17 protein-coding genes are annotated in these 23,791 nt (G+C 64.3%); 1 reads left to right on the top strand and 16 read right to left on the bottom strand.

The annotated features are described in order from the left end of the window. Nucleotide 1: 1 nt before the first annotated feature. The 8 genes from LSO07_RS08190 to LSO07_RS08155 form a co-directional block, all read right to left on the bottom strand. The gene (locus tag LSO07_RS08190) at nt 2-2,383 is read right to left on the bottom strand and encodes a bifunctional salicylyl-CoA 5-hydroxylase/oxidoreductase (protein WP_151093254.1); all 2,382 of its coding nucleotides are present in this window, start codon (nt 2,381-2,383) and stop codon (nt 2-4) included. Beyond that, nucleotides 2,380-3,999: an AMP-binding protein gene (locus LSO07_RS08185; RefSeq protein ID WP_151093252.1), complete on the bottom strand. Its 1,620-nt coding sequence runs from the start codon at nt 3,997-3,999 to the stop codon at nt 2,380-2,382. Before LSO07_RS08185 ends, LSO07_RS08190 begins: the two co-directional genes overlap by 4 nt. Nucleotides 4,000-4,092: 93 nt before the next feature. Next, nucleotides 4,093-4,803, bottom strand: coding sequence for a response regulator (locus LSO07_RS08180; protein ID WP_151093250.1), 711 nt, complete (start codon nt 4,801-4,803; stop codon nt 4,093-4,095). An 86-nt stretch (nt 4,804-4,889) separates the two neighbouring features. Further along, nucleotides 4,890-9,119: a hybrid sensor histidine kinase/response regulator gene (locus LSO07_RS08175; protein WP_225317213.1), complete on the bottom strand. Its 4,230-nt coding sequence runs from the start codon at nt 9,117-9,119 to the stop codon at nt 4,890-4,892. 54 nt (nt 9,120-9,173) lie between these two features. Continuing rightward, nucleotides 9,174-10,343: a patatin-like phospholipase family protein gene (locus tag LSO07_RS08170; RefSeq protein ID WP_034751717.1), complete on the bottom strand. Its 1,170-nt coding sequence runs from the start codon at nt 10,341-10,343 to the stop codon at nt 9,174-9,176. Nucleotides 10,344-10,382: 39 nt separating this feature from the next. Continuing rightward, entirely contained in the window at nt 10,383-12,158 is a 1,776-nt protein-coding gene (gene ggt, locus LSO07_RS08165) for a gamma-glutamyltransferase (RefSeq protein WP_151093247.1), read from the bottom strand. Between the two features lie 84 nt (nt 12,159-12,242). After that, on the bottom strand, nt 12,243-13,001 hold the full coding sequence (locus LSO07_RS08160; RefSeq protein WP_151093245.1) for a 3-hydroxyacyl-CoA dehydrogenase: 759 nt from the start codon (nt 12,999-13,001) through the stop codon (nt 12,243-12,245). Nucleotides 13,002-13,173: 172 nt separating this feature from the next. Next, on the bottom strand, nt 13,174-13,596 hold the full coding sequence (locus LSO07_RS08155) for a hypothetical protein (RefSeq protein ID WP_208672456.1): 423 nt from the start codon (nt 13,594-13,596) through the stop codon (nt 13,174-13,176). Nucleotides 13,597-13,887: 291 nt separating this feature from the next. On the opposite strand from LSO07_RS08155, the gene LSO07_RS08150 reads away from it, so the two are divergent. After that, nucleotides 13,888-15,945 carry a TonB-dependent receptor domain-containing protein gene (locus tag LSO07_RS08150; protein ID WP_151093241.1) on the top strand — a complete coding sequence of 686 codons (2,058 nt, stop codon included), beginning with the start codon at nt 13,888-13,890 and terminating at the stop codon, nt 15,943-15,945. Between the two features lie 118 nt (nt 15,946-16,063). On the opposite strand, the gene LSO07_RS08145 is transcribed toward LSO07_RS08150, so the two are convergent. The 8 genes from LSO07_RS08145 to LSO07_RS08110 form a co-directional block, all read right to left on the bottom strand. After that, nucleotides 16,064-16,498 (bottom strand): hypothetical protein, encoded by a 435-nt coding sequence (locus LSO07_RS08145; RefSeq protein ID WP_225317212.1) that lies wholly within the window; start codon nt 16,496-16,498, stop codon nt 16,064-16,066. Between the two features lie 190 nt (nt 16,499-16,688). Beyond that, a complete protein-coding gene (locus LSO07_RS08140) occupies nt 16,689-18,812 on the bottom strand; it encodes a sodium-translocating pyrophosphatase (protein WP_151093239.1) in 2,124 nt (707 codons plus the stop codon). 180 nt (nt 18,813-18,992) lie between these two features. Next, nucleotides 18,993-19,649 (bottom strand): adenylate kinase, encoded by a 657-nt coding sequence (gene adk / locus LSO07_RS08135; protein ID WP_034782090.1) that lies wholly within the window; start codon nt 19,647-19,649, stop codon nt 18,993-18,995. Between the two features lie 244 nt (nt 19,650-19,893). Beyond that, nucleotides 19,894-20,649, bottom strand: a complete 756-nt coding sequence (kdsB, locus tag LSO07_RS08130) for a 3-deoxy-manno-octulosonate cytidylyltransferase (protein WP_151093237.1) — start codon at nt 20,647-20,649, stop codon at nt 19,894-19,896. 2 nt (nt 20,650-20,651) lie between these two features. Further along, nucleotides 20,652-20,828: a Trm112 family protein gene (locus tag LSO07_RS08125; protein WP_010395789.1), complete on the bottom strand. Its 177-nt coding sequence runs from the start codon at nt 20,826-20,828 to the stop codon at nt 20,652-20,654. Next, nucleotides 20,809-21,864 carry a tetraacyldisaccharide 4'-kinase gene (lpxK, locus tag LSO07_RS08120; protein ID WP_151093235.1) on the bottom strand — a complete coding sequence of 352 codons (1,056 nt, stop codon included), beginning with the start codon at nt 21,862-21,864 and terminating at the stop codon, nt 20,809-20,811. The genes LSO07_RS08125 and lpxK overlap by 20 nt, the downstream gene beginning before the upstream one ends. A gap of 93 nt (nt 21,865-21,957) precedes the next feature. Beyond that, nucleotides 21,958-22,398, bottom strand: a complete 441-nt coding sequence (locus LSO07_RS08115; protein WP_070253518.1) for an ExbD/TolR family protein — start codon at nt 22,396-22,398, stop codon at nt 21,958-21,960. Further along, nucleotides 22,395-23,000 carry a MotA/TolQ/ExbB proton channel family protein gene (locus LSO07_RS08110; RefSeq protein ID WP_070224614.1) on the bottom strand — a complete coding sequence of 202 codons (606 nt, stop codon included), beginning with the start codon at nt 22,998-23,000 and terminating at the stop codon, nt 22,395-22,397. The genes LSO07_RS08115 and LSO07_RS08110 overlap by 4 nt, the downstream gene beginning before the upstream one ends. Nucleotides 23,001-23,791: the final 791 nt, after the last annotated feature.

The following is a 23,791-nucleotide window of genomic DNA, read 5'->3' as shown; positions in this document are numbered from 1 at the left end:
GTCATCCTTCCAGCAGCCGCGCGGCCACCTGTTGCGGGGTGAGGCCCGTGCTGGCGGCGGCCAGCTGGCGCTCGCGCTGCAGATTGCGTTCCAGCTGCTGCCGGCCCGGACGGTACTGTTTCGGCCAAGCCGCTCCGGCGCCGGCGCCGCCGTAGCCGATGCGCGCCATTTCCGTCAGGGTCCAGGCGGGGTTGGCCAGGTGCGGCCGGCCCACGGCGCACAGGTCGGCGCGCCCTGCGGCGATGATGCTGTTGGCGTGGTCCGCTTCGAAGATCGAACCGACGGCCATGCTGGCGATGCCCGCCTCGTTGCGCACGCGGTCGGCAAACGGCGCCTGGAACATGCGCCCGTACACGGGCTGTTCGAGCTTGCTGACCTGGCCCGAGGAACAGTCGATCAGGTCGGCGCCTGCCTGCTTGAACAGGCGGGCGATCAGTACCGCATCGTCGGGCGTGATACCGCCTTCGACCCAGTCGTGGGCCGAGATGCGCACGCTCATGGGTTTATCCTGCGGCCAGGCGGCGCGCATGGCGCGAAACACGCGCAGCGGATAGCGGCAGCGGTTTTCCAGGCTGCCGCCATATTCGTCCGCGCGGCGGTTGGTCAGCGGCGAGATAAAACTCGACAGCAAATAGCCATGCGCACAGTGCAGTTCCAGCCAGTCGAAACCGGCGACGGCCGCAGCCAGGGTGGCGCGCACGAAATCCTGCTCGATGCGCGCCAGGTCGCTTTCCGTGGCCGCCCGCGCCACCTGCGACACGCCCGCCAGATATTGCTGTTCCGACGCCGCCAGCAGCGTCCAATTATCCTCTTTCAAGGGCAGATCGATGCCATCCCACATGGGCCGCGTCGAGCCTTTCGGCCCCGCGTGGCCCAGCTGCAGGGCGATCTTCGCATCGCTGTTCGCATGCACGAAATCGACGATGCGGCGCCAGGCTTGCGTATGCGCTTCGCTGTACATGCCGGGACAAGCGGGCGTGATGCGCGCATCGGCCGACACGCACGTCATCTCGGCAAACACGAGCCCCGCACCACCCATGGCGCGCGCGCCCAGGTGCATCAGATGGTAGTCGCCCGCCACGCCATCGACGGCGCTGTACTGCGCCATCGGCGAGACAGCGATGCGGTTTTTCAGCAGCACGCCGCGCAGGCGGAAGGGCGTGAGCATGGGCGGCAAAGCCTCGTCCCGCATCTCCACGCCAGCCTGCTCGCCCGCGCGCCGCGCCAGCCATTGTTCATAGCCGGCCACGTAGGCAGGGTCGCGCAGGCGCAGGTTTTCATGCGAAATGCGCTGGCTGCGCGTGAGCATGGAATAGGCGAACTGCGGCGCTTCCATGGCGCTGTAGCGCTCGACGTTTTCAAACCACTCCATGGAATTGCGCGCCGCGCTCTGGATTTTCAGCACTTCGATGGCGCGCAGCTGCTGGTAGGCGGCCAGCGCCGCAGCCGTCTCGGCATGCTGATCGAAGCAGCGCGCCAGCTCGATGGCGTCTTCCAGCGCCAGCTTGGTGCCCGAGCCGATGGAATAATGGGCCGTGTGGGCCGCATCGCCCATCAGCACGACGGGCACGCCGTCCTGTACATGCACCCATTGCCGGCAGACGATGCGGGGAAAGGTGATCCACTGGGCCGAACCGCGCAAGTGCGGCGAATTGCTCAGCAGGCCATGGCCGTCGAGTTCCTCGGCGAACAGGGCTTCGCAAAAGGCGATGCCCTCTTCCTGGCTCATGGCATCCAGGCCGACCGCCCGCCACACGTGCTCCGGCGTTTCGACGATAAAGGTCGAGGTCTCGCCGTCATACTGGTAGATATGCGCCTGGAACCAGCCGTGTGGCGTCTGGCGGAACGCAAACGTGAACGCTTCGAATTTCTTGCGCGTGCCCAGCCAGACGAAGCGGCAATGGCGCTGCTCGATCTCCGGCTGGTAGCTGGCCGCATAGCGCGTGCGGATGCGGCTGTTCAAGCCGTCGCTGGCGATCACCAGGTCGGCGCCGTACTGGCGCGCGATGGCCTGGTCGTCCTGCACCTCCGTCTCGAATACCAGCTGCACGCCGAGTTCCTCGCAGCGCGCCTGCAGGATATTGAGCAGGCGCTTGCGGCCGATGCCGCAAAAGCCATGGCCGCCGGAACGCACGGTCTCGCCCTTGAAGTGGATCTCGATATCGTCCCAGTGGTTGAACGCCTGCAGGATGGCGCGCGCAGTCGGCTCGTCCGCATTGGCCAGGTTGCCCAGCGTCTGGTCGGAAAACACCACGCCCCAGCCAAACGTGTCGTACGGGCGGTTGCGCTCGATGACGGTGATGCGGTGATCCGGGTTCTGCTTTTTCATGAGCAGGCTGAAATACAGGCCGGCGGGACCGCCGCCGATGCAGACAATATTCATGGGGTGTCCGTGCGAAGTTTGAAGCGCTGCAGCTTGCCCGTTTCCGTGCGCGGCAGGGAAGGCAGGAAACGGATGGCGCGCGGATATTTATACGGGGCGATCTGCTGGCGCACGAAGTCCTGCAGTTCGGCTGCCAGCAGGTCGCTGGCCTGCCAGCCATCCTTCAGCACCACGTGCGCCTCGACGATCTGGCCACGCTCGGCATCGGCGCGCCCGACCACGCCGCATTCGGCCACGGCCGGGTGGCGCAGCAGCGCCTCTTCCACTTCCGGACCGGCGATGTTGTAGCCGGCCGAGACGATCATGTCGTCGCTGCGCGAGCGGTAATAGAAATAGCCGTCGGCATCCATCTCGAAGGTGTCGCCCGTCAGGTTCCAGCCATTCTGCACATACTCGCGCTGGCGCGGGTCGGACAGGTAGCGGCAACCGGTGGGGCCTTTCACTGCCAGGCGGCCCGTCACGCCTGGCGGCTGCGGCACGCCGGCGTCATCGACGATGCACGCCTGGTAGCCGGGAATCGCCTTGCCGATGGCGCCGCGGCGGATGCCCTCGCCCGTGGCGGAAATGAAGATATGCAGCATCTCGGTGGCGCCGATGCCGTCCGTCATGGCCAGGCCCGTCGCCGCCTGCCAGGCGTCGCGCGTGGCCAGCGGCAGCGCCTCGCCGGCCGACACGGACAAACGCAGGCTGCGCACGTCGTGGCTGGCCGCCAGGGGCGCCATCTGGCGGTAAAAGGTAGGCGCCGTGAAGCAGATCGTGGCTTGATAGGCGCCGATGGCGCGCAGCAGGCCGTCGGGCGTGAGTTTTTCCAGCAGTACGGTGGCCGCGCCAAAGCGCAGGGGGAACAGCAGCAAGCCGCCGAGGCCAAAGGTGAACGCCAGCGGCGGCGTGCCGATGAAGATATCGTCGGCGCGCACCTGCAGCATGGAGCGGGGAAAGCAGTCGCAGATGGCCAGCAGGTCGCGGTGCATGTGCATGGTGCCTTTGGGGACGCCCGTCGTGCCCGAGGTAAAGCTGATCAGGCAGACGTCGTCGGCCGCCGTATCGCATGCGGAAAATGGCGCATCGTGGGACGCCATGCGCTGCTCCAGTTCCGTGTCGTCGGCGCCAAAACACAGCATGGGCGGCACGGACGCCAGCGCGTCAAGTTCCGCGCGCAAGCCCTGCGCGCACAGCACGGCGTTCACTTCCGCCTTGGCCAGGATGGCGGACAGTTCGCGCGCGCGCAGCAGCGGCATGGTGGGCACGGCGATGCAGCCGGCTTTCAGCACGGCCAGCAGGCAGGCGGCCATCATGGGCGTATTCGCGCCGCGCAGCAGCACGCGGTTGCCGGGGATCAGATGCAGGTCGCTGCGCAGCACGCGGGCGATGCGGTCGACCTGCCGCGCCAGCTGCGCATAGGTCCAGCGCTGGCCGTCGGCAAGGATGGCGGTGCGCTCGCCACCGCCGCCGGCCACGGCCACATCGAGCAGCGCGGCGACGCAATTGAGACGCGGCGGATACTGCAGCTCGGGCAAGTCCAGGCACAGCTGCGGCCAGAGTTCGCGCGGCGGCAAGTGCGTGTGGGCAAAGTCGTCCTGGGGAGATGCGGTGGTAGGCGAAGGGTCGCTGCTCATGCTCATCCTGGCTGATAGCGGGCGCGTGCACAAGGCCCGGAAGCAGATACTTTAAACCTAAAGTATTTTTCCAGCAAGCGGAAAACAGCAATTTCAGTCGACGCCGTCCTGCCGCCGCAGCAAACGCGCCTGCTGCGCCACGCTGCGCGCCAGCGCGGCCAGAGCCGCTTGTATCTGGTCGCCATCGAGCACCGAGGCCTGCAGCAGGGCCATCATGCCCGCTTCCGCGCCATGCAAGCCGAGGGTGCGGCAACCGAGGTGCAGCCGTTCGAGCTGCTGGCGCGCCTGGGCCGGTTCGCCGCGTGCCAGCAAGGCATCGACCTGTTCGCCGGCGGCGACTATCTGCCCCTGGAAGCCCGTCAGATACGCCAGCAGGCGTTCGCTGTCGATGCCCAGCCGCTGCAGCGTGTCGCGCGGCGCCTCGGCCGGCAAGGCGGAGACGTCGAAACAGGCGTCGATATGCTGGCGCACCTGCTCCGGCTGGAAAGGCTTGACGATATAGCCGGCAGCACCTGCCTGCACGGCGTCACGCACCGTGTCATGGTCATTGGCCGACGATACCAGCACGAGCGGCATGGCATCGAGCGCGCTGTCGGAGCGGATTTTCTGCAGCAGCTCCATGCCGGACAGGCGCGGCATGCGCAAATCGCAGAAGCACAGCGACGGACGCAAGCCGCCTTCGAGCTGCTCCCACGCGGCCGCGCCATCTTCGGCTTCCACGATATCGTGCACGCCGCAACTGTCGATCAAATGCATCAATACCATGCGCGACACGACATCATCGTCAACCACCAGTACTTTCATTGCTTTCTCCATTGGCGGCAGCGTCAAGGTGCCTGGCCGTATTCTACCCAGTTTCGCCGCGCGCTCGATGGCCGGCATTGCCTATTTTACATTTCCTTGCCCGAAACGGCTATTTGCGCCAACAGTGCGCGCAATTGCGGCAAATGCACGGCCACTTGCGTCCAGCGCCCGCCGTCCGCCGCCTCTTCCATTTCCGTGCACAGCATGTGCAGCTGCGTTTCATCGAGATAGGCGGCGCTGCCCTTCAAACCGTGCAGCAGGCGCCCGGCGTTTTCCTTGTCCTGCGCCGCCAGGGCGGCATCGAGTTCACGCAGGCGTCCCTCCAGGTCGGCGACAAAGGCGACGCGGATGCGCCGTTGCAGTTCGCCGCTGCGGATGGACTGGGACGGCGCCGGAACGGGAATCGCCGGCGCGATGCCGAACAGGGCATCGAGTTCGGCCTGCCCCCGCGCCGCGCCGCGCGGCACGTTCGACGGCATGCGCGGCAACATGAAGCCGCGCTGCAGCTGGCGCTCGATGGCGCGCGCCAGCAAGCCATGCAGCGCCGCCTCGTCCACGGGCTTGCTGAGGAAATCATCCATGCCGACGCCGAGATAGCGGCTGCGGTCTTCTTCGCTGGCATTCGCCGTCAGGGCCACGATCATCAGTTCCTGGTCGCGCACGGGCTGGTCCGGCCAGCCGCCCACGCGGATCAGGCGCGTCGCCGTCGCCCCATCCATCTCCGGCATGCGCCCGTCCATCAGGATCAGGTCATAGCGCGTATGCACGCAGGCCGCCACCGCCAGCACGCCGTTGGCGACCACGTCGACCCGGTGCCCCAGCTCTTCGAGCATGACGCGGATGATGATCTGGTTGGTGGGGAAGTCTTCCGCACACAGCACGCGCAGCTGGTGGCTGTGCGGCGCCAGCGCCACCTGCGGCACCAGCGGCGGCGCCACGCCATCGGCCAACGGCAAGGTGAAGGCAAACGTGCTGCCCTGCCCCGGCGTGCTGGCCACCTCGATCTCGCCATCCATCAGTTCGACCAGCTGGCGGCAGATCGCCAGGCCCAGTCCCGTGCCGCCGTAGCGCCGCGTGGTGCTGGCGTCGGCCTGCTCGAACTTCTGGAACAGCCGCGCCATGGCTTCCGCATCGATGCCGATGCCGCTGTCGCTGACGGTGAAGCGGATCAGGTTGACCTTGCGTCCGCCGCTGCCGCTGGCCACGCCGGCGCGCTCGACGCACACGCTGACGCCGCCGCGCTGGGTGAACTTGAAGGCATTGCCGACCAGGTTGACCAGCACCTGGCGCAAGCGGGTCGGGTCGCCCACCACGAAGGGCGGCAGGTCGGGCGCAAAGTCGATGGAGAAACCGATGCTGCGCGCGGCCGCCTGCTCCTCGAACAGGCTGACGACCGTCTCGATTGCCGCGCCGAGCGCGAAGTCGATGTTTTCGATGCTCAGCTTGCCCGCCTCGATCTTGGAAAAATCGAGCAAGTCATTGATGATCACCAGCAGCGACTGGGCGTTGGCCTGGCCGCGCAGGATCTGCTCGCGCGTGGCGTCGTGCAGCTGCTCGTCGCGCAGGGCAAAGCCCAGCATGCCGATCACGCCGGCCAGCGGCGTGCGCATCTCGTGGCTCATGTTGGCCAAAAATTCCGACTTCTGGCGCGTCGCATCCTCGGCCTTGCGCTTGGCCTGGCGCAGGCTTTCCTCGTTTTTCGTCAGGCTGCTGTTCACTTGCGCCAGCTTTTCCGACTGGGCCAGCACTTCGATTTCCTTGCTCTGCAACTCGGCCGTGCGTTCGCTGACCTGCTTTTCCAGTTCATTCTGTTGATGCCGCAGCGCGCGCACGCGCTGGCGGTAGGCGCCATAGATGGCGCCCAGCAGCAGCACCGCCATCAGGGTGCGGAACCACCAGGTTTTCCAGAACGGCGGCAGGATCGTGATGGCCAGGGTGGCGCCGCTCTCGTTCCAGACGCCGTCCTTGTTGGCCGCCTTGACGCGAAACACGTAGTTGCCGGCATCGAGGTTGGTATAGGTGGCAAAGCGCCGCCCCGCATCCGTCATGACCCAGTCCTGGTCGAAGCCTTCGAGCCGGTAGGCGAACATGTTGCGCTGGGGCGCGGCGAAATGCAGGGCCGCGAATTCCAGCGAAAAGACGCTTTCGCGGCTGGTCAGCACGAGGTTGCGCGTGTGGTCGATGGCCGCCTTGAGCACGTGCGCGAACTCGCCGCGGCCGATGGCCACCGGCTTGTTGAATATCTGCAGTTCCGTGATGGCCACCAGCGGCGGCACGCGGTTGTCGTGGATATCCTGCGGCACGAACGCCGTCATGCCGTTGAAGCCGCCGAAATACATGGTCCCGTCCGAGGCGCGCAAGGCCGCGCCATCGAAGTACGAGCCTTCCACCGTGCCATCGGCGCTGTCGTAGTTGCGAAACAGGCCGCTGCGCATGTCGAGCCGCGTGATGCCGCTATTCGTGCTCAGCCACAGCTGCTCGTTGTCGTCGCCGAGGATGCTGGCGACGGCGTCGTCGGCCATGCCATCCTTGCGCAGGAAGCGCCGGAAACGGATCTCGCCCTTGGCATCGACGTCCATGCGGTTCAAGCCATTGGCCGTGCCCACCCACAGCACGCCGCGCTTGTCTTCGTGCAGGAAATGCACTTCATCGTGGCTCAGGCTATGCGGGTTTTGCGGATCGTGGCGGAAATGGCGGAAGTGGCCGCTGGCGCGGTCCAGCAAGTCCAGACCGTGGAAGGAACCGATCCACAGGCGCCCCTTGCCATCTTCCAGCACGGGCCGCACCATGTTGTCGGACAGGCTGTTCGGGTTGGCCGGGTCGTGGCGGTAGGTGGTGAAGCGCTTGGTGACGGGGTCGAAGCGGTGCACGCCACCCCGCGTCGAGACCCACAGCATGCCGCTGCGGTCGCTCACGATATTGCGGATGGTGTCGCTGTTCGGGTCGCCGGCGGCAAAGCGCATGGTAAAGAAGCGCCCCAGTGCCGGATCGAAGCGGTGCAAGCCCGTCGAGCCGCCCACCCACAGGGTGCCGTCCGGCGCCTTGTACAGGGTGGTGACCTGTTCGTCGCGCGACATGCCGGGAGAACTGCGCAGGTCGAACAGGCGCGAGCTGCCGTCGCGCGTGTCATACAGTTTCAGGCCGCCCTTGGTGGCCAGCCACAGCTTGCCATTGCCCGCGTCGGCCACGGCGCGCACTTTCTTGTCCGCCAGCGCGCCCACATCGCCGGGCGCGCGCGCCATGCGCGAAAAGCCGCCGCTGCCCAGGTCGACCCGGCTCACGCCGTTGTACCAGGAGCCGACCCAGAAGGTGCCGGCGCGGTCGCGGTACAGCGACGACAGCTGGTTATCGGCGACGCTGAATTTGTCGCCCGTCTGATGCCGGTACTGCAGGAAGGTGTCGCTCTCGGGCAGCCAGCGGAACAGGCCATCGGCATTGCTGCCCAGCCAGACAGTGGCGTCGACATCCTGGTACAGGCTGGCGACGCGGATGGCGGAAAAGCCATTTTTCTCACCGAAGCGCACTCTTGCCTGCGGCGGCTGGCCGGCGGCGCCCAGGCGCCAGCGCTCGGCGCCGGCCATGGTGCCGATCCACAGGTTCTGCTGGCGGTCGATCAGCAGCGACTGGATCACGTTGTACTTCGAGCCGGGCTCCGTGTCGACGGCAAAATGCTCGAAGCGCTCGCTGCCCGGTGCCAGCATGTCCAGGCCCGTTACCGTGCCGATCCACAGGCGCTGCTGCGCGTCCAGCGCCAGCGCCTTGATTTCATTGTCGCCCAGGCTGTGCGGGTTTCCCTCTTCATGGTGCCAGGTACGGAAGACGCCCGTGGCGGGATCGAAATGCTGCAAGCCGTCCGAGGTGGCGATCCAGAAGCCGCGCGCGCCATCTTCGAGAATGGCGTGGATATGCCGGTTGCCGTTACCGCGCTTGCTCTTTTCGGCCGGGACGTAATGGATGAAGGTCTGGCTGGCGGCATCGAAGCGGTCCAGGCCATTGTCGGTACCCACCCACAACTGGCCCTGGCTGTCGACATGCAGTTCGCCCACCCAGTTGTCGGCCAGGCTGGTCTTGTCGCCTTCGATATTCTTGTAGACGACCATGCGGTAGCCATCGTAGCGGCTCAAGCCAGACTGGCTGCCGAACCACATATAGCCCTGCCGGTCCTGGGCGATGGCCAGCACCGATTCCTGCGCCAGGCCCTGGTCGACGCTGAGCTGGTCGAAACGCAGGGTGGGCGCAGGCGCCGCCGCAGCCGGGCCGCCCAGCAGCAGAATTAACAGTAAGGCAACATCGTAAACACGTCGAAATACCAGCACAATCGTCCTGTCAAAAAAAACGCGAAAAACCCGCACGCCGCTCCAAGGGCCGTCTCAGGAACCAAAGAACGCCAGGACATCATCCTTGCGGGCTTGCGTATCGCGCTGTCCAAGACGGATCAGCTCGTTAGTATACGTCGATTCGAACAATAAATACGATGCCAGCGCCGCGCCGCGCGCTTCTGCCGCGCCGATGCCCGACAACATGGTGCGGATGGGACGGGGCAGACTGCCGATATGCCGGCTGGCGATGGCGTCGAGCCGTTCGGACGGCGCGATGACCAGCAATTCCACCGGCCGCAAGGCCGTCTTGCCCAGTAATTCGGGCGGCAGCATCGACAGGGTCAGGTTGATGCGGTTCAGACGCTCGATGTCGACGGCCAGGCCATCGAGGAAGATCGACGACAGCGCATGGCCGGCGATCTGCGCCAGGCTCGGGTAGCGCGCCGCCTCGGAGGCGGCGGGCGCCGGTTCCGTCATGCGCCCCGCGCCCACCACCAGCACCTTGTTCGCGCCCAGGTGGATCGCCGGCGAGATCGGCGCCAGCTGGCGCATGGAACCATCGCCGCAGTACTCGCGCTGGCCGCCCACATACAAAGGCACGGCAGGAAAGATGAAGGGGATGGCGGCCGAGGCGAGCAAGTGCTCCACGCCGATCTGGTCCGGCAGGGCCAGGCGCTGCGTGCGCACCCACGGCGCGATATCCTCGGCCGTCTGGTAAAACGTCATGTGGCGGCTGCCCGAATACGACGACGCCGTCACGGCCAGCGCATGCAGCAAGCCGTCAGCCAGGGCCGCGTCCAGGCGCGGCAAGTCGAGCATGCGGTGCAGCAGGCTGACCAGCGGGGTATTGTCGAGCAGGGAACTGGGCGGCGACGCATGCCACTGGCGCAGCAGCCAGCCGAACGACAGCAGCGACAGCCAGCGCGCGCCCGAGCGGATCACGCCCAGTGAATCGGCCCGATACACTTGCTCGACTTCGATGTGCTGCCACACGTCGAGCAGCTTTTGCACGCCTTCGCCGAAGTTATCCGCGCGGCAGGCCAGCGCCGTGGCGTTGATGGCGCCGGCCGAGGTGCCGCAGATGATGTCGAACGGGTTGCGCGCCGGCGCCCAGCCCGCTTCCCACAGAATCGCTGAAATCGCCTGCAGCACGCCCACCTGGTAGGCGGCACGGGCGCCTCCTCCCGTCAGTATCAAGCCTGTTTTATTTTGCATTCCCATGCCGGCAGATTAGCAGGGTCTTGATACTTTGTGGAAATTTCAGTCGCCGCGCACCATGCCTTCCCTGCGTGGGTCGGCGCCGCCAAACCAGAAATCCTTGCCATGCGCATTCAGGCGCATGATGCCCTGCAAGCCGGAATTCTGTTCGATGACGCGCACCTCGTGGCCCATGGCTTGCAGCGCCTCGACTTGCGCGGCAGGCGCGCGGCCCTTTTCCAGTTCCGTCGGGCCGTTGCGGCTGCCAAAGTTCGGCAGGTTGATCGCCTGCTGCACGTTCATCCCCCAGTCCATGGTGCCGACCAGGACCTTGGCGACATAATTGATGATGGACGAGCCGCCGGGCGAACCCGTCGCCAGCACCAGCTTGTGCGTGCCCTTCTCGAACACGAGGGTGGGCGACATGGCGCTGCGCGGACGCTTGCCCGCCTCGACCCGGTTGGCAATCGGGCCGTCCGCGTCGCGCGAATCGAACGAGAAATCCGTCAGCTGGTTATTCAGCAAAAAGCCGTCGACCATCTGGCGCGAGCCGAACGCGTCTTCCACGCTGGTGGTCATCGACAGGCCGCCCCCAAAAGCGTCCACGGCCACCAGGTGCGAGGTCGACGGGCGCTGCAAGGCGTTGTCCATGCCCCACGCCACCTGCATGCCGGGCGGCGTGCCGGGCATGGCCTTGCCCATGGATTTGTCGCCGATCAGCGAGGCGCGCTGCGCCAGATAGGTTTTATCGAGCATCGAGGCGATACCGTTGCCCGGCAGCGGCACGAAGTCCGTGTCGGCCACGTATCGGTTGCGGTCCGCGTAGGCCAGGCGCCCCGCTTCCGAGAACAGGTGGATCGCTTGCGCATCGAGCACGCCGTCTACGGGCGCATACGGCCGGATATCCTTCACTTCCAGCATGCCCAGCATCTGCGCGATGGCGATGCCGCCCGACGATGGCGGAGGCATGCCGCACACGGTCCATGCCTTGTAATCGCTGCAGACGGGTTCACGCACCTTGGCCCGGTAGCCGGAAATATCTTGCGCCGTCAGTTTGCCCGGATTGGTCGGATGCACCGCCACCTTGGCGGCGATGTCGCGCGCGATGCGGCCCTGGTAAAAAGCGTCGGCGCCGCCACGGGCGATCTCGCGCAGGGTGCGCGCCAACTGCGGGTTTTTCAGCACGTGGCCGACGGGCCAGGCCTTGCCCTCTTTGTCATAGAAATAGGCGGCGGCGACAGGGTCGCGCTTCAATGCCTGGTCCCAATTCAATAGGCCGTTGAGGCGCTGGCTGACGGGAAAGCCGCCGTGCGCCAGCTTGATGGCGGGGCCGAACAGGGTCGCCCACGGCAGCTTGCCGTGTTCCTTGTGCGCCAGTTCCAGCATGCGCAGCACGCCCGGCGCGCCCACGGAACGCCCGCCCACCACGCCCGTGGCGCGCGAGACGGGGCTGCCGTCCGCATTCTGGAACAGGTGTTCATCGGCGCTAGCAGGGGCCGTTTCGCGTCCGTCGAACGCCTGCACGCCCTTGGCCGTGGAATACAGCAGGAAGGCGCCGCCGCCGATACCCGACGACTGCGGTTCGACCAGGGTCAGGACCAACTGCGTGGCGATGGCCGCGTCGATGGCGCTGCCGCCCTTTTTCAGCATCTGGTAGCCCGCATCGGCGGCCAGCGGATTGGCGGCGGCGACCATGAATTTCTGCGCTGCCCAACCCGATTTTTCCGCATACGCGGTGGCGATTTCCGGCGCCTTTTGCGGCACCTCGGCAAATACGGGACTGGCAGCCAGGGCTCCCAGCAAGGTCAGGCTCAGCGCCAGCGGCTTCAATGTGATCATGGATTCTCCGATAAAAAAAGGGCGCACAGCCAGGCAAGGCTGTACGCCCCATACGGGGGTATCCTACATCAAATCACGCCAGGCTTATTTCGGTTGCATGCGAATGGCGCCGTCCAAACGAATCGTCTCGCCATTGAGCATGACGTTTTCCACGATGGCTTTCACCAGTTGCGCGTACTCGCCGGGCTTGCCCAGGCGCGAAGGGAACGGCACCATCTTGCCCAGCGCATCCTGCACTTCGGCCGGCATGCCGAGCAGCATCGGCGTTTCGAAAATGCCGGGCGCCACCGTCATCACGCGGATGCCGTTGCGCGACAGGTCGCGCGCCATCGGCAGGGTCAGTCCCACCACGGCCGCCTTCGACGACGCATACGCGGCCTGGCCGATCTGGCCATCGTAGGCCGCCACGGAAGCCGTGTTGATGATGACGCCGCGCTCGCCTTCAACGGTGGCATCCTGCTTGGCCATGGCGTCGGCCGCCAGGCGGCACATATTGAAGGTACCCACCAGGTTGATGTTGACGACCTTCTGGAACAGGGCCAGCGGATGCGGGCCGTCCTTGCCCACGGTTTTCACGGCCGGCGCCACGCCGGCGCAGTTGACCAGGCCGCGCAAGGTACCCAGTTGGCTTGCGGCGGCCACCACGGCCAGGCCGTCTTCTTCCGAGGTCACGTCGCACTGCACGAACACGCCGTTCAACTCCGCGGCCAGCGCCTGGCCCGCCTCCGTCTGCACGTCGGCCAGCACGACCTTGCCGCCGGCTGCCGTCAGCATGCGCGCCGTGGCCGCGCCCAGGCCCGATGCGCCGCCCGTGATGATGAATACATTGTCCTGAATCTGCATGAAATCTCCTGAGTGATAAGGGCCGTGTTCCCGGCGCCTGATGGTGGATGCACGATGCCATCGTTACGCGCTATTACGCGCTATTACGTTTACGTAAACGTAATGTCGGCGACAATTGTAGCCATTTTTGCGGGCACCGAGCGAAAACTTGCAGCGCTGGCGAATGAGAACGTTAAAAACACTGGATGAAAGCGCCGTTGCGGTGGCAGATGCGCCCGTTGGCATCGAGCGTGGCATTGCCCGCGCCGTTATAGCGCGTGCCGGCAGAGTCGCGGCAACCGCCCGTATCGCATGCACCGATGGGCTGCGGCGCGCGCGGCATCGGTACAGCCGGGCTGGGCGACAGGGGCGCCATGGGCACGACGGGCGGCACGGATTGCGCCGGCATGCGGCCGATCACCTGCGCCACGGAACGGCGCGGCTGCACGGGCGGCGCCGGGCGGCATGGTTCCACCGCCAGCTTGCTGCTGTCGCGCGGGTCGAGCTGGCACACGGGCAAGGACTCGGACGCCTGCTGCTGCGCCCAGGCATGGCCGCCAGCCGATACCGACATGCCGCAAGCCAGCGCCACTATGCTTTTTGTCATCCGCTTCATGCCCTCTCCCAACGCATCCATCGCCCGGTTTTCATTATTGGCACATGCCGCGCCAGATGCCAGCAAGGTAACAATTACTCACGCTTGCTGGTGCCGCACACCGCCGATGCGCGTCCGGTAACGGTGTTTTATTTCCTTTCAGTACTTTCTTTCTTGCCAGCATGGCATTACAATAAGAACGATTCTTATTCTCATTAGTGGAGTGAGAGCGCAATTTATTATCTTTTCACTCATTTATACCCGAGCCACCCGGAAGGCAGCCAGGAAATAACAATATCCGGAAAGTTCATCATGACCAAGCGTAGTTCCGTCTCCGTAGCCCCCGTCGCCACTCCCGCCCGCTCCATTCATTCCGCCGCCCTGCTCCTGCCCTGCCTGCTGTCGCTGGCCGTCAGCAATGCCTGGGCCGAAGGCAATGTGGCCGCCGATCCCACCATGAATACGGTGGTCGTCACCGCGTCGGGCACGGCCATCGATATCAAGGATGCGCCGGCCAGTATCAGCGTCATCACGCGCGAGGAAATCGAACGCCAGCCCGTGTATGACTTGAACACGCTGCTGCGCCGTATCCCCGGCGTGACGGGCGGCACCAGCCCTGAAGGCGAGGCGTCGAAGATCAAGCTGCGCGGCTTGCCCGACAAATACACGCTGATCCTGGTCGATGGCAAGCGCGTGGGCAGCTCGGCCGACACGGCTTACCGTCCCGACCTGGGCCGCCAGGACTTGAACTGGATTTCGCCCGACATGATCGAACGTATCGAAGTGGTGCGTGGCCCCATGTCCTCGTTGTACGGATCGGACGCCATGGGCGGCGTGATCAACATCATCACGCGCAAGGTGCCGGGCAAATGGAACGGTTCGGCCACGGCCAACTACACGCAGCCGCAGGACAGTGACCGCGGCACGGCGCACCAGCTGGGCGTAAACCTGGCCGGCCCCCTGTCGGACACGGTCGGCATGCGCCTGGGCGTGAGCCAGTCGCGCCAGAACGCCGATAAAAAATTCGACAAAGCGGGTGGCATGGGCGGCGAACGCAACCAGACTGTCTCGGGCCAGCTGAGCTGGGCGCTGGACAAGAAACAGAACCTGTCGCTGGACGCCAGCTATGGCAGGCAGGAAGCCAGCGATTCGAGCGCGCATGATGCGGATGGCGAGCCGCTGGTCTACAGCTGGGGCGCCAACAAACTGATACGCAAGAGCGTCAGCCTCGGCTACGAAGGCCGCTGGGACTTCGGCAAGGCGACGGTCAATCTGTACCACAACGATTTCGACAACGAAGTCGTCGGCACGGTGGCGAAATCCAAGGACAGCACCCTGGACGCCAGCCTGGAAAAACGGGTCGGCTGGGGCGGCATCGAGCAAATGCTGGTGATGGGCGGCCAGTGGAAGCACCAGGAGCTGACGAACACGGACACCATCGGCACCGTGCCCACCGATTACCTGGGCAACCCCGTGAGCGGCGCGACCCTGTCGGGCACCACCTCGGCCCTGTTTGCGGAAGACCAGCTGTTCCTGCGCGAAAACCTGACGGCCACGGCTGGCCTGCGCCTCGACCACCACAGCAAGTTCGGCAACCACTACAGCCCGCGCCTGTACCTCGTGTACCACCCTGCCCCGGCCTGGACCATCAAGGGCGGCATTTCGCAAGGCTTCCGCGCCCCGAGCCTGAAGGAAAACTCGCCAGCGGCAGCGACCAACTCGGGCGGACGCGGTTGCGGCAGCCTGAAACCGCTGGGCTACATCACCGGCTCCTGCTACATGGCTGGCAATGCGGACTTGAAACCGGAAACGAGCACGGCCGGCGAGATCGGCGTGGCGTGGGAACAGAATGGCTGGGATGTGGGCCTGACCTACTTCCACACGGATTTCAAGAACAAGATCGACTATGCGCCGCTGGGCTTTTACCAGAAACGCTGGTGGACCAAGATGACGAATATCCAGAAGGCGCGCACCAGCGGCCTGGAAGCGACGGCCACCATCCCGCTGACGAAAAACCTGAACTGGCGTAACAACGTCACCTACATGGCGGAAGCGAAGAACCTGACCACGGGAGCCAACCTGCTGTCCACGCCAAAACTGTCGTGGTACTCGGCGCTGGGCTGGCAAGTCAACGACCAGCTGTTCGGCGAAGTATCGGCCCAGTACACGGGCAAGGAACTCGATGCCGGCAAGCTGGCCGAAAAAGCCTACACCATCGTCGACACCGTCGTGTCGTACAAGGTCACGCCACAGTGGACCGTGCGTGGCGGCGTGCAGAACCTGTTCAAGAAGGGGCCGATGGCCGATGGACTGGTCGACTATTACGTGCCGGGACGCCGCATGTTCGTCGGCCTGACGTCGCGTTTTTAAGGCCTGGCTGTAAGACTTGATAAGGGGGCGGCAGCGTGCCGGCGTTGGCCGGCACGCTGCCAGCATGGGCGTCGCCCTTCACCACCCGTTCCTGTTCATGCCGGCGGCCTCCCGCGTCTCAGCGTCCGCCCAAGGACGCCACTGCGCGCCATGGCGTCAGGCAATTTTTCACATACGGATAATAGCCCTGCGGCCGCGCGCAGTAATACCACCTCTGCGCCGTCGGTACGCCACCCTGCTCGATATACACGGGCGGCGGCGGCACGATGAGCGTGCGGCCATACGGATAACGGTAGGGATAGCCATACCACGGGTCGCCATACCAGCCCGGCCCATAGCCCCACGACGATCCCAGCCATACGCCCACCTGCGGGCGGCCGTGAAAGTGGCCGTGATGACCATGGTGGCCATGGAATTGGCCGTGCCCCATGTGCGCGCCATGCCCGCCACGTCCACCGTGTCCGCCAGGCCCGGCCGCGGCGGCGCCGCTGAGCGCCAGTCCCACCACCAGCAGCACCAGCCCCACGCCACGTCTCTTGTACTTGCTGTCCATGACATCCTCCCGCCATGCACCATCAACGGTGACTATCACTCCATTATTGGTCGCTGCGGCCGGAAGTCAAAGGCAGGGTAACAAATGCTCACCGTTGATACGCGAGGGATACGGATGGCAGGAAAGTTTCGCGTGTGCACAGAAAAACAGCCCCGCTGGCTGCGGGGCTGTTGCGCGTGAGTGCGCTGCCTTACTGCGCCGGCAAGACCTGCGCCGGTGTCGCCGGCGCCAGGATGGGCGGCACGGGCGCATGGATGGGTGCCGGCGCCTTGACCGCCAGCCAGCCCGTGGCCGGCAGCAGCGGCACCAGCAGCAGGGCCACGATATTGATGATCTTGATCAAGGGATTGACTGCCGGACCGGCCGTATCCTTGTACGGATCGCCCACTGTGTCGCCCGTGACGGCCGCCTTGTGCGCATCGGAACCCTTGCCGCCGAAATGGCCATCCTCGATGTATTTCTTCGCATTGTCCCAGGCGCCGCCGCCCGTCGTCATGGAAATGGCCACGAACAGCCCCGTGACGATGGTTCCCATCAAGAGGCCGCCGAGCGCCGCTGGCCCCAGCAGCATGCCCACCACGATGGGCACCACCACGGGCAGCAGCGAGGGCACGATCATTTCGCGGATGGCCGACGCCGTCAGCATGTCGACGGCCTTGTCGTATTCGGGCCGCGCCGTGCCTTCCATGATGCCCTTGATGTCGCGGAACTGGCGCCGCACTTCCACCACCACGGCGCCGGCCGCGCGGCCCACGGCTTCCATCGCCATGGCGCCGAACAGATACGGTATCAGCCCGCCGATGAACAGGCCAACGATGACCATGGGGTTCGACAAATCAAAGGTGATGTGCTGGCCCACGGATTCGAGCGCATGCGTGTAGTCGGCAAACAGCACCAGCGCGGCCAGGCCGGCCGAGCCGATGGCATAGCCCTTGGTAACGGCCTTGGTGGTGTTGCCGACGGCGTCGAGCGGATCGGTGATGGCGCGCACGGAGTCGGGCAGGCCCGACATCTCGGCGATGCCGCCCGCGTTATCCGTGATGGGGCCATATGCGTCGAGCGCGACGATGATGCCCGCCATCGACAGCATCGAGGTGGCCGCGATGGCAATGCCGTACAGGCCCGCCAGCTGGTACGAAACGAGGATGGCGACGCAGACGGCCAGCACCGGATACGCAGTGGATTTCATCGACACGCCCAGGCCGGCGATGATATTCGTGCCGTGGCCCGTCGTCGACGCTTCGGCGATGTGGCGCACGGGCTTGAAGTCCGTGCCCGTGTAGTACTCGGTGATGTACACCATCAGGCCCGTGAGGACGATGCCGACGACGGTGGCGCCCAGCATCTTGTAGCGCATGGCGTCATCGGGCCACAGCAGCCACGTGACGACGGCAAAGCCGACCAGCGACAGGCCGGCGGCCCACCACAGGCCCGTGTACAGTGCCGACATGATTTTCGCGCCCGGCTTGGTCTTCACCATCGAGCAGCCGACGATGGAGGCGAGGATGGAGACAGCACCCAGCAGCAGCGGATAGAGGATGGCCGTGCCGCTGGCCTCGGCCATCAGCAAGGCGCCCAGCAGCATGGTGGCGATCAGGGTCACGACATAGGTTTCGAACAGGTCGGCCGCCATGCCGGCGCAGTCGCCCACGTTGTCGCCCACGTTGTCGGCGATGACGGCAGGGTTGCGCGGATCATCCTCGGGTATGCCCGCCTCCACCTTGCCCACCAGGTCCGCGCCCACGTCGGCGCCCTTGGTGAAGATGCCGCCGCCCAGACGCGCGAAGATGGAAATGAGCGAGGCGCCGAAGGCCAGGCCGATCAGGGGCTTGATCAGGTCATGCTGGGTCAGGCCGGGCGCGCCCGTCGTCACCAGCAGCCAGTAGAACAGGGTCACGCCCAGTAAGCCCAGTCCCACCACCAGCATGCCGGTGATCGCCCCGCCCTTGAAGGCCACGTTCAGCGCCTGGTTGATGCCCAGGGTGGCCGCCTGCGCCGTGCGCACATTGGCCCGCACGGAGACATTCATGCCGATGAAGCCGCAGGCGCCCGACAGCACGGCGCCGATCAGGAAACCCAGTGCCGTATGCAGGCCAAGCAACGCATAGATGGCGATCAGGAGCACCACGCCGACGATGGCGATGGTGCGGTACTGGCGCGCCAGGTAGGCGGCCGCACCCTGCTGGATGGCCAGGGCGATTTCCTGCATGCGCGCGTTGCCGGGATCCTGCCTCAGGATCCAGCTGCGCGACACCAAACCGTAAATGACTGCGACCACGCCGCAGGCTACCGCAAACCACAAACTGGCTGCCATATCGTCCCCTTCTGTTTTTATCCGACGTCATTGCCAACAGCTGCAGACCGCACCGGGTAGGCACGCGCAGCCAGGAAAACACGACCTGCAAAAAACCTGAACTACGAAAACGATGTGGCACCGCTGCTGAAAAGCGGGCACAAAAAAAGCGGACACTCAGGTCCGCTTTTCATAAACTGCTTATTCCGCCAGGGCGGCAAATGCGCTGTCGCGGATTTGCTCGACCGGACCGACGCCGGCGATGCGGCGGTATTTCGGTGCGCCTGGCAGGCCGGACTTGGCCCAGTCATTGTAGTAGCCCAGCAAGACCTTGGTCTGGTTGTGGTACACGTCCAGGCGCTTCTTGACCGTTTCCGCCTTGTCGTCGTCGCGCTGAATCAGCGGTTCGCCGGTGATGTCGTCGATACCGTCGACCTTGGGCGGATTGAATTTGACGTGGTAGACGCGGCCCGAACCCGGGTGGCTGCGGCGACCATCCATGCGCTCGATGATCGACGCGTCAGGCACGTCGATTTCCAGCACGTAGTCGACATTGATGCCGGCATCTTTCATGGCATCCGCTTGCGCGATGGTGCGCGGGAAGCCGTCGAACAGGTAGCCATTGGCGCAATCGGCTTCCTGCAGGCGGTTCTTGACCAGGCCGATCATGATGTCGTCCGACACGAGGCCGCCCGCATCCATGACTTTTTTCGCAGCCAGGCCCAGTTCCGTGCCTTCCTTGATCGCCGCGCGCAGCATGTCGCCCGTGGAGATTTGTGGAATGTTGTATTTTTCTTTGATGAAATTAGCTTGGGTGCCCTTGCCGGCACCGGGTGCTCCTAAAAGTATCAGACGCATTGAAAAGTTCCTAAAAAACAGATTTTGGATGGTGGTATGTGTAATTATTTTTAGATGGTGTTGCTAAGGCTATCTTTCCCTACGAAACTTACCACAAAAAAACCCCGGAACGCCAGTTTGCTATCGAATTGCTATGCCCTGATTGATCAAAGCCAGCAATTCGCGCGACGCACGTTTCAAAATGTGGTTTTTACTGCAGGCGCACAAAATTATATTTGCACGCCTGCCGTTTTGCGGGTAGCGCTTACAGGGCGCCGTAGTGGGCTTGCACCCTGGCAAGATCTTCCGGCGTGTCGACACCGGCGGCTGGCGCCGAGTCCGTGACATGCACGGCGATGGCCACACCGTGCCACAGCACGCGCAACTGCTCCAGCGCCTCGATGGCTTCCAGCGGCGAAGCGGACAATTGCGGATATTCTTGCAAGAACGCATTGCTGTACGCATACAGGCCGATATGGCGCAGCGGCACGTAGCCAGCCGGCAGGCTGTCTTTCGATTGCGCGAAACCGTCGCGGTGCCACGGGATGGTGGCGCGCGAGAAATACAAGGCGCGGCCATTCTTGTCCAGCACGACCTTCACCACGTTCGGGTTGAACGCATCCTGCACATCGTGCAGCGGATGGGCGCAGGTGGCCATTGGGACGGCAGCGCTGATCTGCGCCGCGCAGGCGGCCAGCAGGCCCGGATCGATCAGGGGCTCGTCGCCCTGCAGGTTGACGACGATGGCGTCCAACGGCAAATCGAGCGTGCGCGCCACTTCGGCGATGCGGTCCGTGCCCGACGGATGATCGCTGCGCGTCATGCACACTTCCACGCCATGCGCGGCGCAGGCGGCGCGGATGCTGTCATGGTCGGTGGCGACGATGACGCGCGCGGCGCCCGACAAGGCGGCCTGCTCGGCCACGCGCACCACCATGGGCTTGCCGCCCAGGTCAGCCAGCGGCTTGCCCGGCAGGCGCGTCGAGGCCAGGCGGGCCGGGATGATGACGATGAACGCCATCGTTATTCCACTGCGTCTTGCAGGGTGCGCGCTTCGTCCGCCCACATGATCGGGATGCCATCGCGGATCGGATAGGCCAGGCGGTCGGCGCGGCAAATCAGTTCCTGCGCCTTCTTATCGTGTTCAAGCGGACCCTTGCAAACAGGGCAGACCAGGATATCAAGCAGTCGAGCGTCCACGACATTTCTCCACAATTTGTTGGGCCAGCGCGCTATCGATGCGCGCACTGACGGGGACGACCCACAGTCTCGGGTCATCTTTGAGATGTTCAATTTGCGCACATTTTACTGCATCCTTCTCGGTGATCAAGATCACATCCGTGTCGAGCGCCGCAAATGGCTGGTCGAGGAAGTCGTGATGGTCGGGCAGGGGCAATTCCATGAAGTCCAATCCGGCCCCGCGCAGCATGGCAAAGAAACGCTGGGGGTTGCCGATGCCGGCCGCCGCCACGATGCGCTGGCCGCCAGCCGCCAGGGTCGCCAAAGGCATGCGCTCGCTGCGGTCGAGCAGGCGCTCGGCCACGCCACCGGCCAGCAACATCTGCACCACCAGCCCGCCCTGCGGCGCGGCCCTGGCCACCAGTGCCGGCGTCAGCTCGGGCGCATTGATCACCGTCACATCGCGCCGGCGGCGCGGCGATTCGCGCAAAGGCCCCGCCGGCAGCAGCCAGCCATTGCCTGCGCCGCGGCCGTCGAACAGCACGATTTCCACGTCGCGCTGCAAGGCGTAATGCTGCAAGCCGTCGTCCGTCACCAGCACGTCGACGTCGGGATGCGCGGCCAGCAGCGCCCTGCCCGCTTGCGCGCGGTCGCGCCCCACCATCACGGGGCAGCCGCCGCGCTGGAAGATCAGCAGCGGCTCATCACCCACCTGCTGCGGCGTGGAGGCGGCGCTGACGGCGCGCGGCAAACGGTCGGCGCTGCCATGGCCGCGCGAAATGACGCCCGGGCGCATGCCCGCCTCGCGCAAGGCTTGCACCAGCCAGATCGTCAGCGGCGTCTTGCCCGTGCCGCCGATAAAAATATTGCCGACGACGACGACAGGCACGGGCAGGCGCGCGGATTTCAGGAGCTTGGCCCGATACAGGCCGCGCCGCACGGCGCTCAGGGCGCCGAACAGCAGGGATACGGGCCACAGCGCGCACGCCAGCGGGCCGCGCGTCAGCCAGGCGCGGGTAAGAGTGGTTTCAAGCTTGGCGGGAGAGGATGTGGGCATGCGTGTCAACTAAAATTGGAACCCAAAATCGACACCTGGGGTCAGACCCTGAGGGTCCGACCCCGGCACTTCGGTTGGGGTTGGAGGTTGGCCTTACTTGCCACCCGCCTGCGCCGCAAACGTCAGCTTTTCATAGCCGGCCAGGCGCGCCGCTTCCATCACGTGGATGACCATCTGGTGCATGGCGAACTGGTCGGCGTTGACCACCACCACCGGCGTCTGCGCGGGTGCCTTGCCGCCATTGGCTGCCTTGGCCGCGCTTTGCAGGGCGTCGGCCAAGCCGGCCACGTCGCGGAACGAGACGGGCTCGCGGTTGACCGTGTAATTGCCCTTGGCATCGATGGTGACGTCGATCTGCTGCGGCTTTTCCTTGGCTTGCTCGGCGTCGGCCGTCGGCAAGGTGATCTGCAGCTCCGTAAACTTGCTGTAGGTGGTGCTGACCATGAGGAAGATCAGGATCACCAGCAGCACGTCGATGAACGGGATCAAATTGATTTCGGGATCTTCACGCCCCTTGCCTTTGCGGAAGTTCATTTGCGGCCACTGTGGACGATGTCGACGAACTTGACCGCTTGCTGCTCCATGTCAATGACGAAGCTGTCGACGAGGGCGCGGAAATGGCGGTAGAAGACCAGGGTCGGCATGGCGATGGCCAGGCCAAAGCCCGTGTTATACAGGGCCACCGAGATGCCGTGGGCCAACTGTGCGGGATTGGAGCCGCTGGCGTTTTGCGAGCCGAAGATTTCGATCATGCCCACCACCGTGCCAAACAGGCCCATCAGTGGAGCCAGGGTGGCGATGGTGCCCAGGGTCGTCAGGAAACGCTCCAGCGTGTGGGCCACGCCGCTGCCCGCCTCTTCGATCGATTCCTTCATCACCTCGCGTGGCGCGTCGACGTTGCGCAGGGCGGCGGCCAGCACCACGCCCAGCGGCGAGTTGTCTTCCAGCTTGGCCACCGTGTCCGGCGTGATCTTGCCGCTGCGATACACCTGCACCACTTCATCAAACAGCTTGCGGGGCAGGATCTTGGCGCGGCGCAAATACAGCAGGCGCTCGATGATCAGGGCCAGGGCGACGATGGAAGCGATCAACAACAGCCAGATGGGCCAGCCAGCGGCTTGAAATATAGCGAGCAAAAGAAACTCCTGGAAAAGGGAAGGCGATGGACCGCCCGAACAGCCTGTATTGTACCGAGCGCCGAAGACCGATTGTACGTCCGCGCAGGAATGGCGCAATGTAGCGCGTTGCCGCGCCGGCGGCAAGTGGCGCCCGCATGTCCCCACCGCGCGGCGGGCACGCGCTGCCCAGTTTTGCACATTTTATGTGGATAAGATTGTGAGCAAGCATGAAGTCCATCAGGCAAGTCCTTGATTTATATGTGGATTATAGAACTGCGCAAAATACAGGCATAGCAGCTTAACGGCAGTAGTCAATATCAATAAATCAATACCTGAAGAGTTCTGCACATTTACTGTGGACAAGATTGTGCGCAAAGCCCGGTAATTCAATTAAGCCATTGATTTTAAAGGAAATTAAATCAATGAGTAAAAAAGTGGCAGCTGGCATGCGATACGCGGCATAGTAGCCGTAAAAGTTCTGCACACAATCTGTGGACAAGATTGTGCGCAAGCTCAAAGATAGGCGCCAAGTACATTGATTTATATCGTTTTTATTGCCATGCATAAAAATGTAGCACGGCCTGAAAAGCAGGGTTTTCGGCCTCCGATTTCACTTCAACACGGCAGTTTTTAAGCGTGAAGGCAGTTCCACACATAAAGTGTGGATAAGATTGTGAGCAAGCGGATTGACTCCATGTAAGAGCATTGATTTTAAAGGAGTTTTTTTCAATGCTGAAAAATGAGGCAGAGGAATGCTCTGGTCGTGCAGTGGAAAAGCAGGCGAAAAGGCGAAACGGTTTATGCAGTTT

The organism is Janthinobacterium sp. PLB04 (genome assembly GCF_021165895.1).
Classification (GTDB): domain Bacteria; phylum Pseudomonadota; class Gammaproteobacteria; order Burkholderiales; family Burkholderiaceae_D; genus Janthinobacterium; species Janthinobacterium lividum.
The sequence above is the reverse complement of the archived record's forward strand: the minus strand, read 5'-3'. Positions and strand labels throughout refer to the sequence as shown.

Coding starts and splice junctions, on each gene's coding strand:
- LSO07_RS08155 (WP_208672456.1), bottom strand. CDS start 13,596: ATGAAGCGGATGACAAAAAGCATAGTGGCGCTGGCTTGCGGCATGTCG.
- LSO07_RS08170 (WP_034751717.1), bottom strand. CDS start 10,343: ATGGGAATGCAAAATAAAACAGGCTTGATACTGACGGGAGGAGGCGCC.
- LSO07_RS08115 (WP_070253518.1), bottom strand. CDS start 22,398: ATGAACTTCCGCAAAGGCAAGGGGCGTGAAGATCCCGAAATCAATTTG.
- lpxK (WP_151093235.1), bottom strand. CDS start 21,864: ATGCCCACATCCTCTCCCGCCAAGCTTGAAACCACTCTTACCCGCGCC.
- LSO07_RS08180 (WP_151093250.1), bottom strand. CDS start 4,803: ATGAAAGTACTGGTGGTTGACGATGATGTCGTGTCGCGCATGGTATTG.
- kdsB (WP_151093237.1), bottom strand. CDS start 20,649: ATGGCGTTCATCGTCATCATCCCGGCCCGCCTGGCCTCGACGCGCCTG.
- LSO07_RS08185 (WP_151093252.1), bottom strand. CDS start 3,999: ATGAGCAGCGACCCTTCGCCTACCACCGCATCTCCCCAGGACGACTTT.
- LSO07_RS08150 (WP_151093241.1), top strand. CDS start 13,888: ATGACCAAGCGTAGTTCCGTCTCCGTAGCCCCCGTCGCCACTCCCGCC.
- ggt (WP_151093247.1), bottom strand. CDS start 12,158: ATGATCACATTGAAGCCGCTGGCGCTGAGCCTGACCTTGCTGGGAGCC.
- LSO07_RS08140 (WP_151093239.1), bottom strand. CDS start 18,812: ATGGCAGCCAGTTTGTGGTTTGCGGTAGCCTGCGGCGTGGTCGCAGTC.
- LSO07_RS08160 (WP_151093245.1), bottom strand. CDS start 13,001: ATGCAGATTCAGGACAATGTATTCATCATCACGGGCGGCGCATCGGGC.
- LSO07_RS08145 (WP_225317212.1), bottom strand. CDS start 16,498: ATGGACAGCAAGTACAAGAGACGTGGCGTGGGGCTGGTGCTGCTGGTG.
- LSO07_RS08190 (WP_151093254.1), bottom strand. CDS start 2,383: ATGAATATTGTCTGCATCGGCGGCGGTCCCGCCGGCCTGTATTTCAGC.
- adk (WP_034782090.1), bottom strand. CDS start 19,649: ATGCGTCTGATACTTTTAGGAGCACCCGGTGCCGGCAAGGGCACCCAA.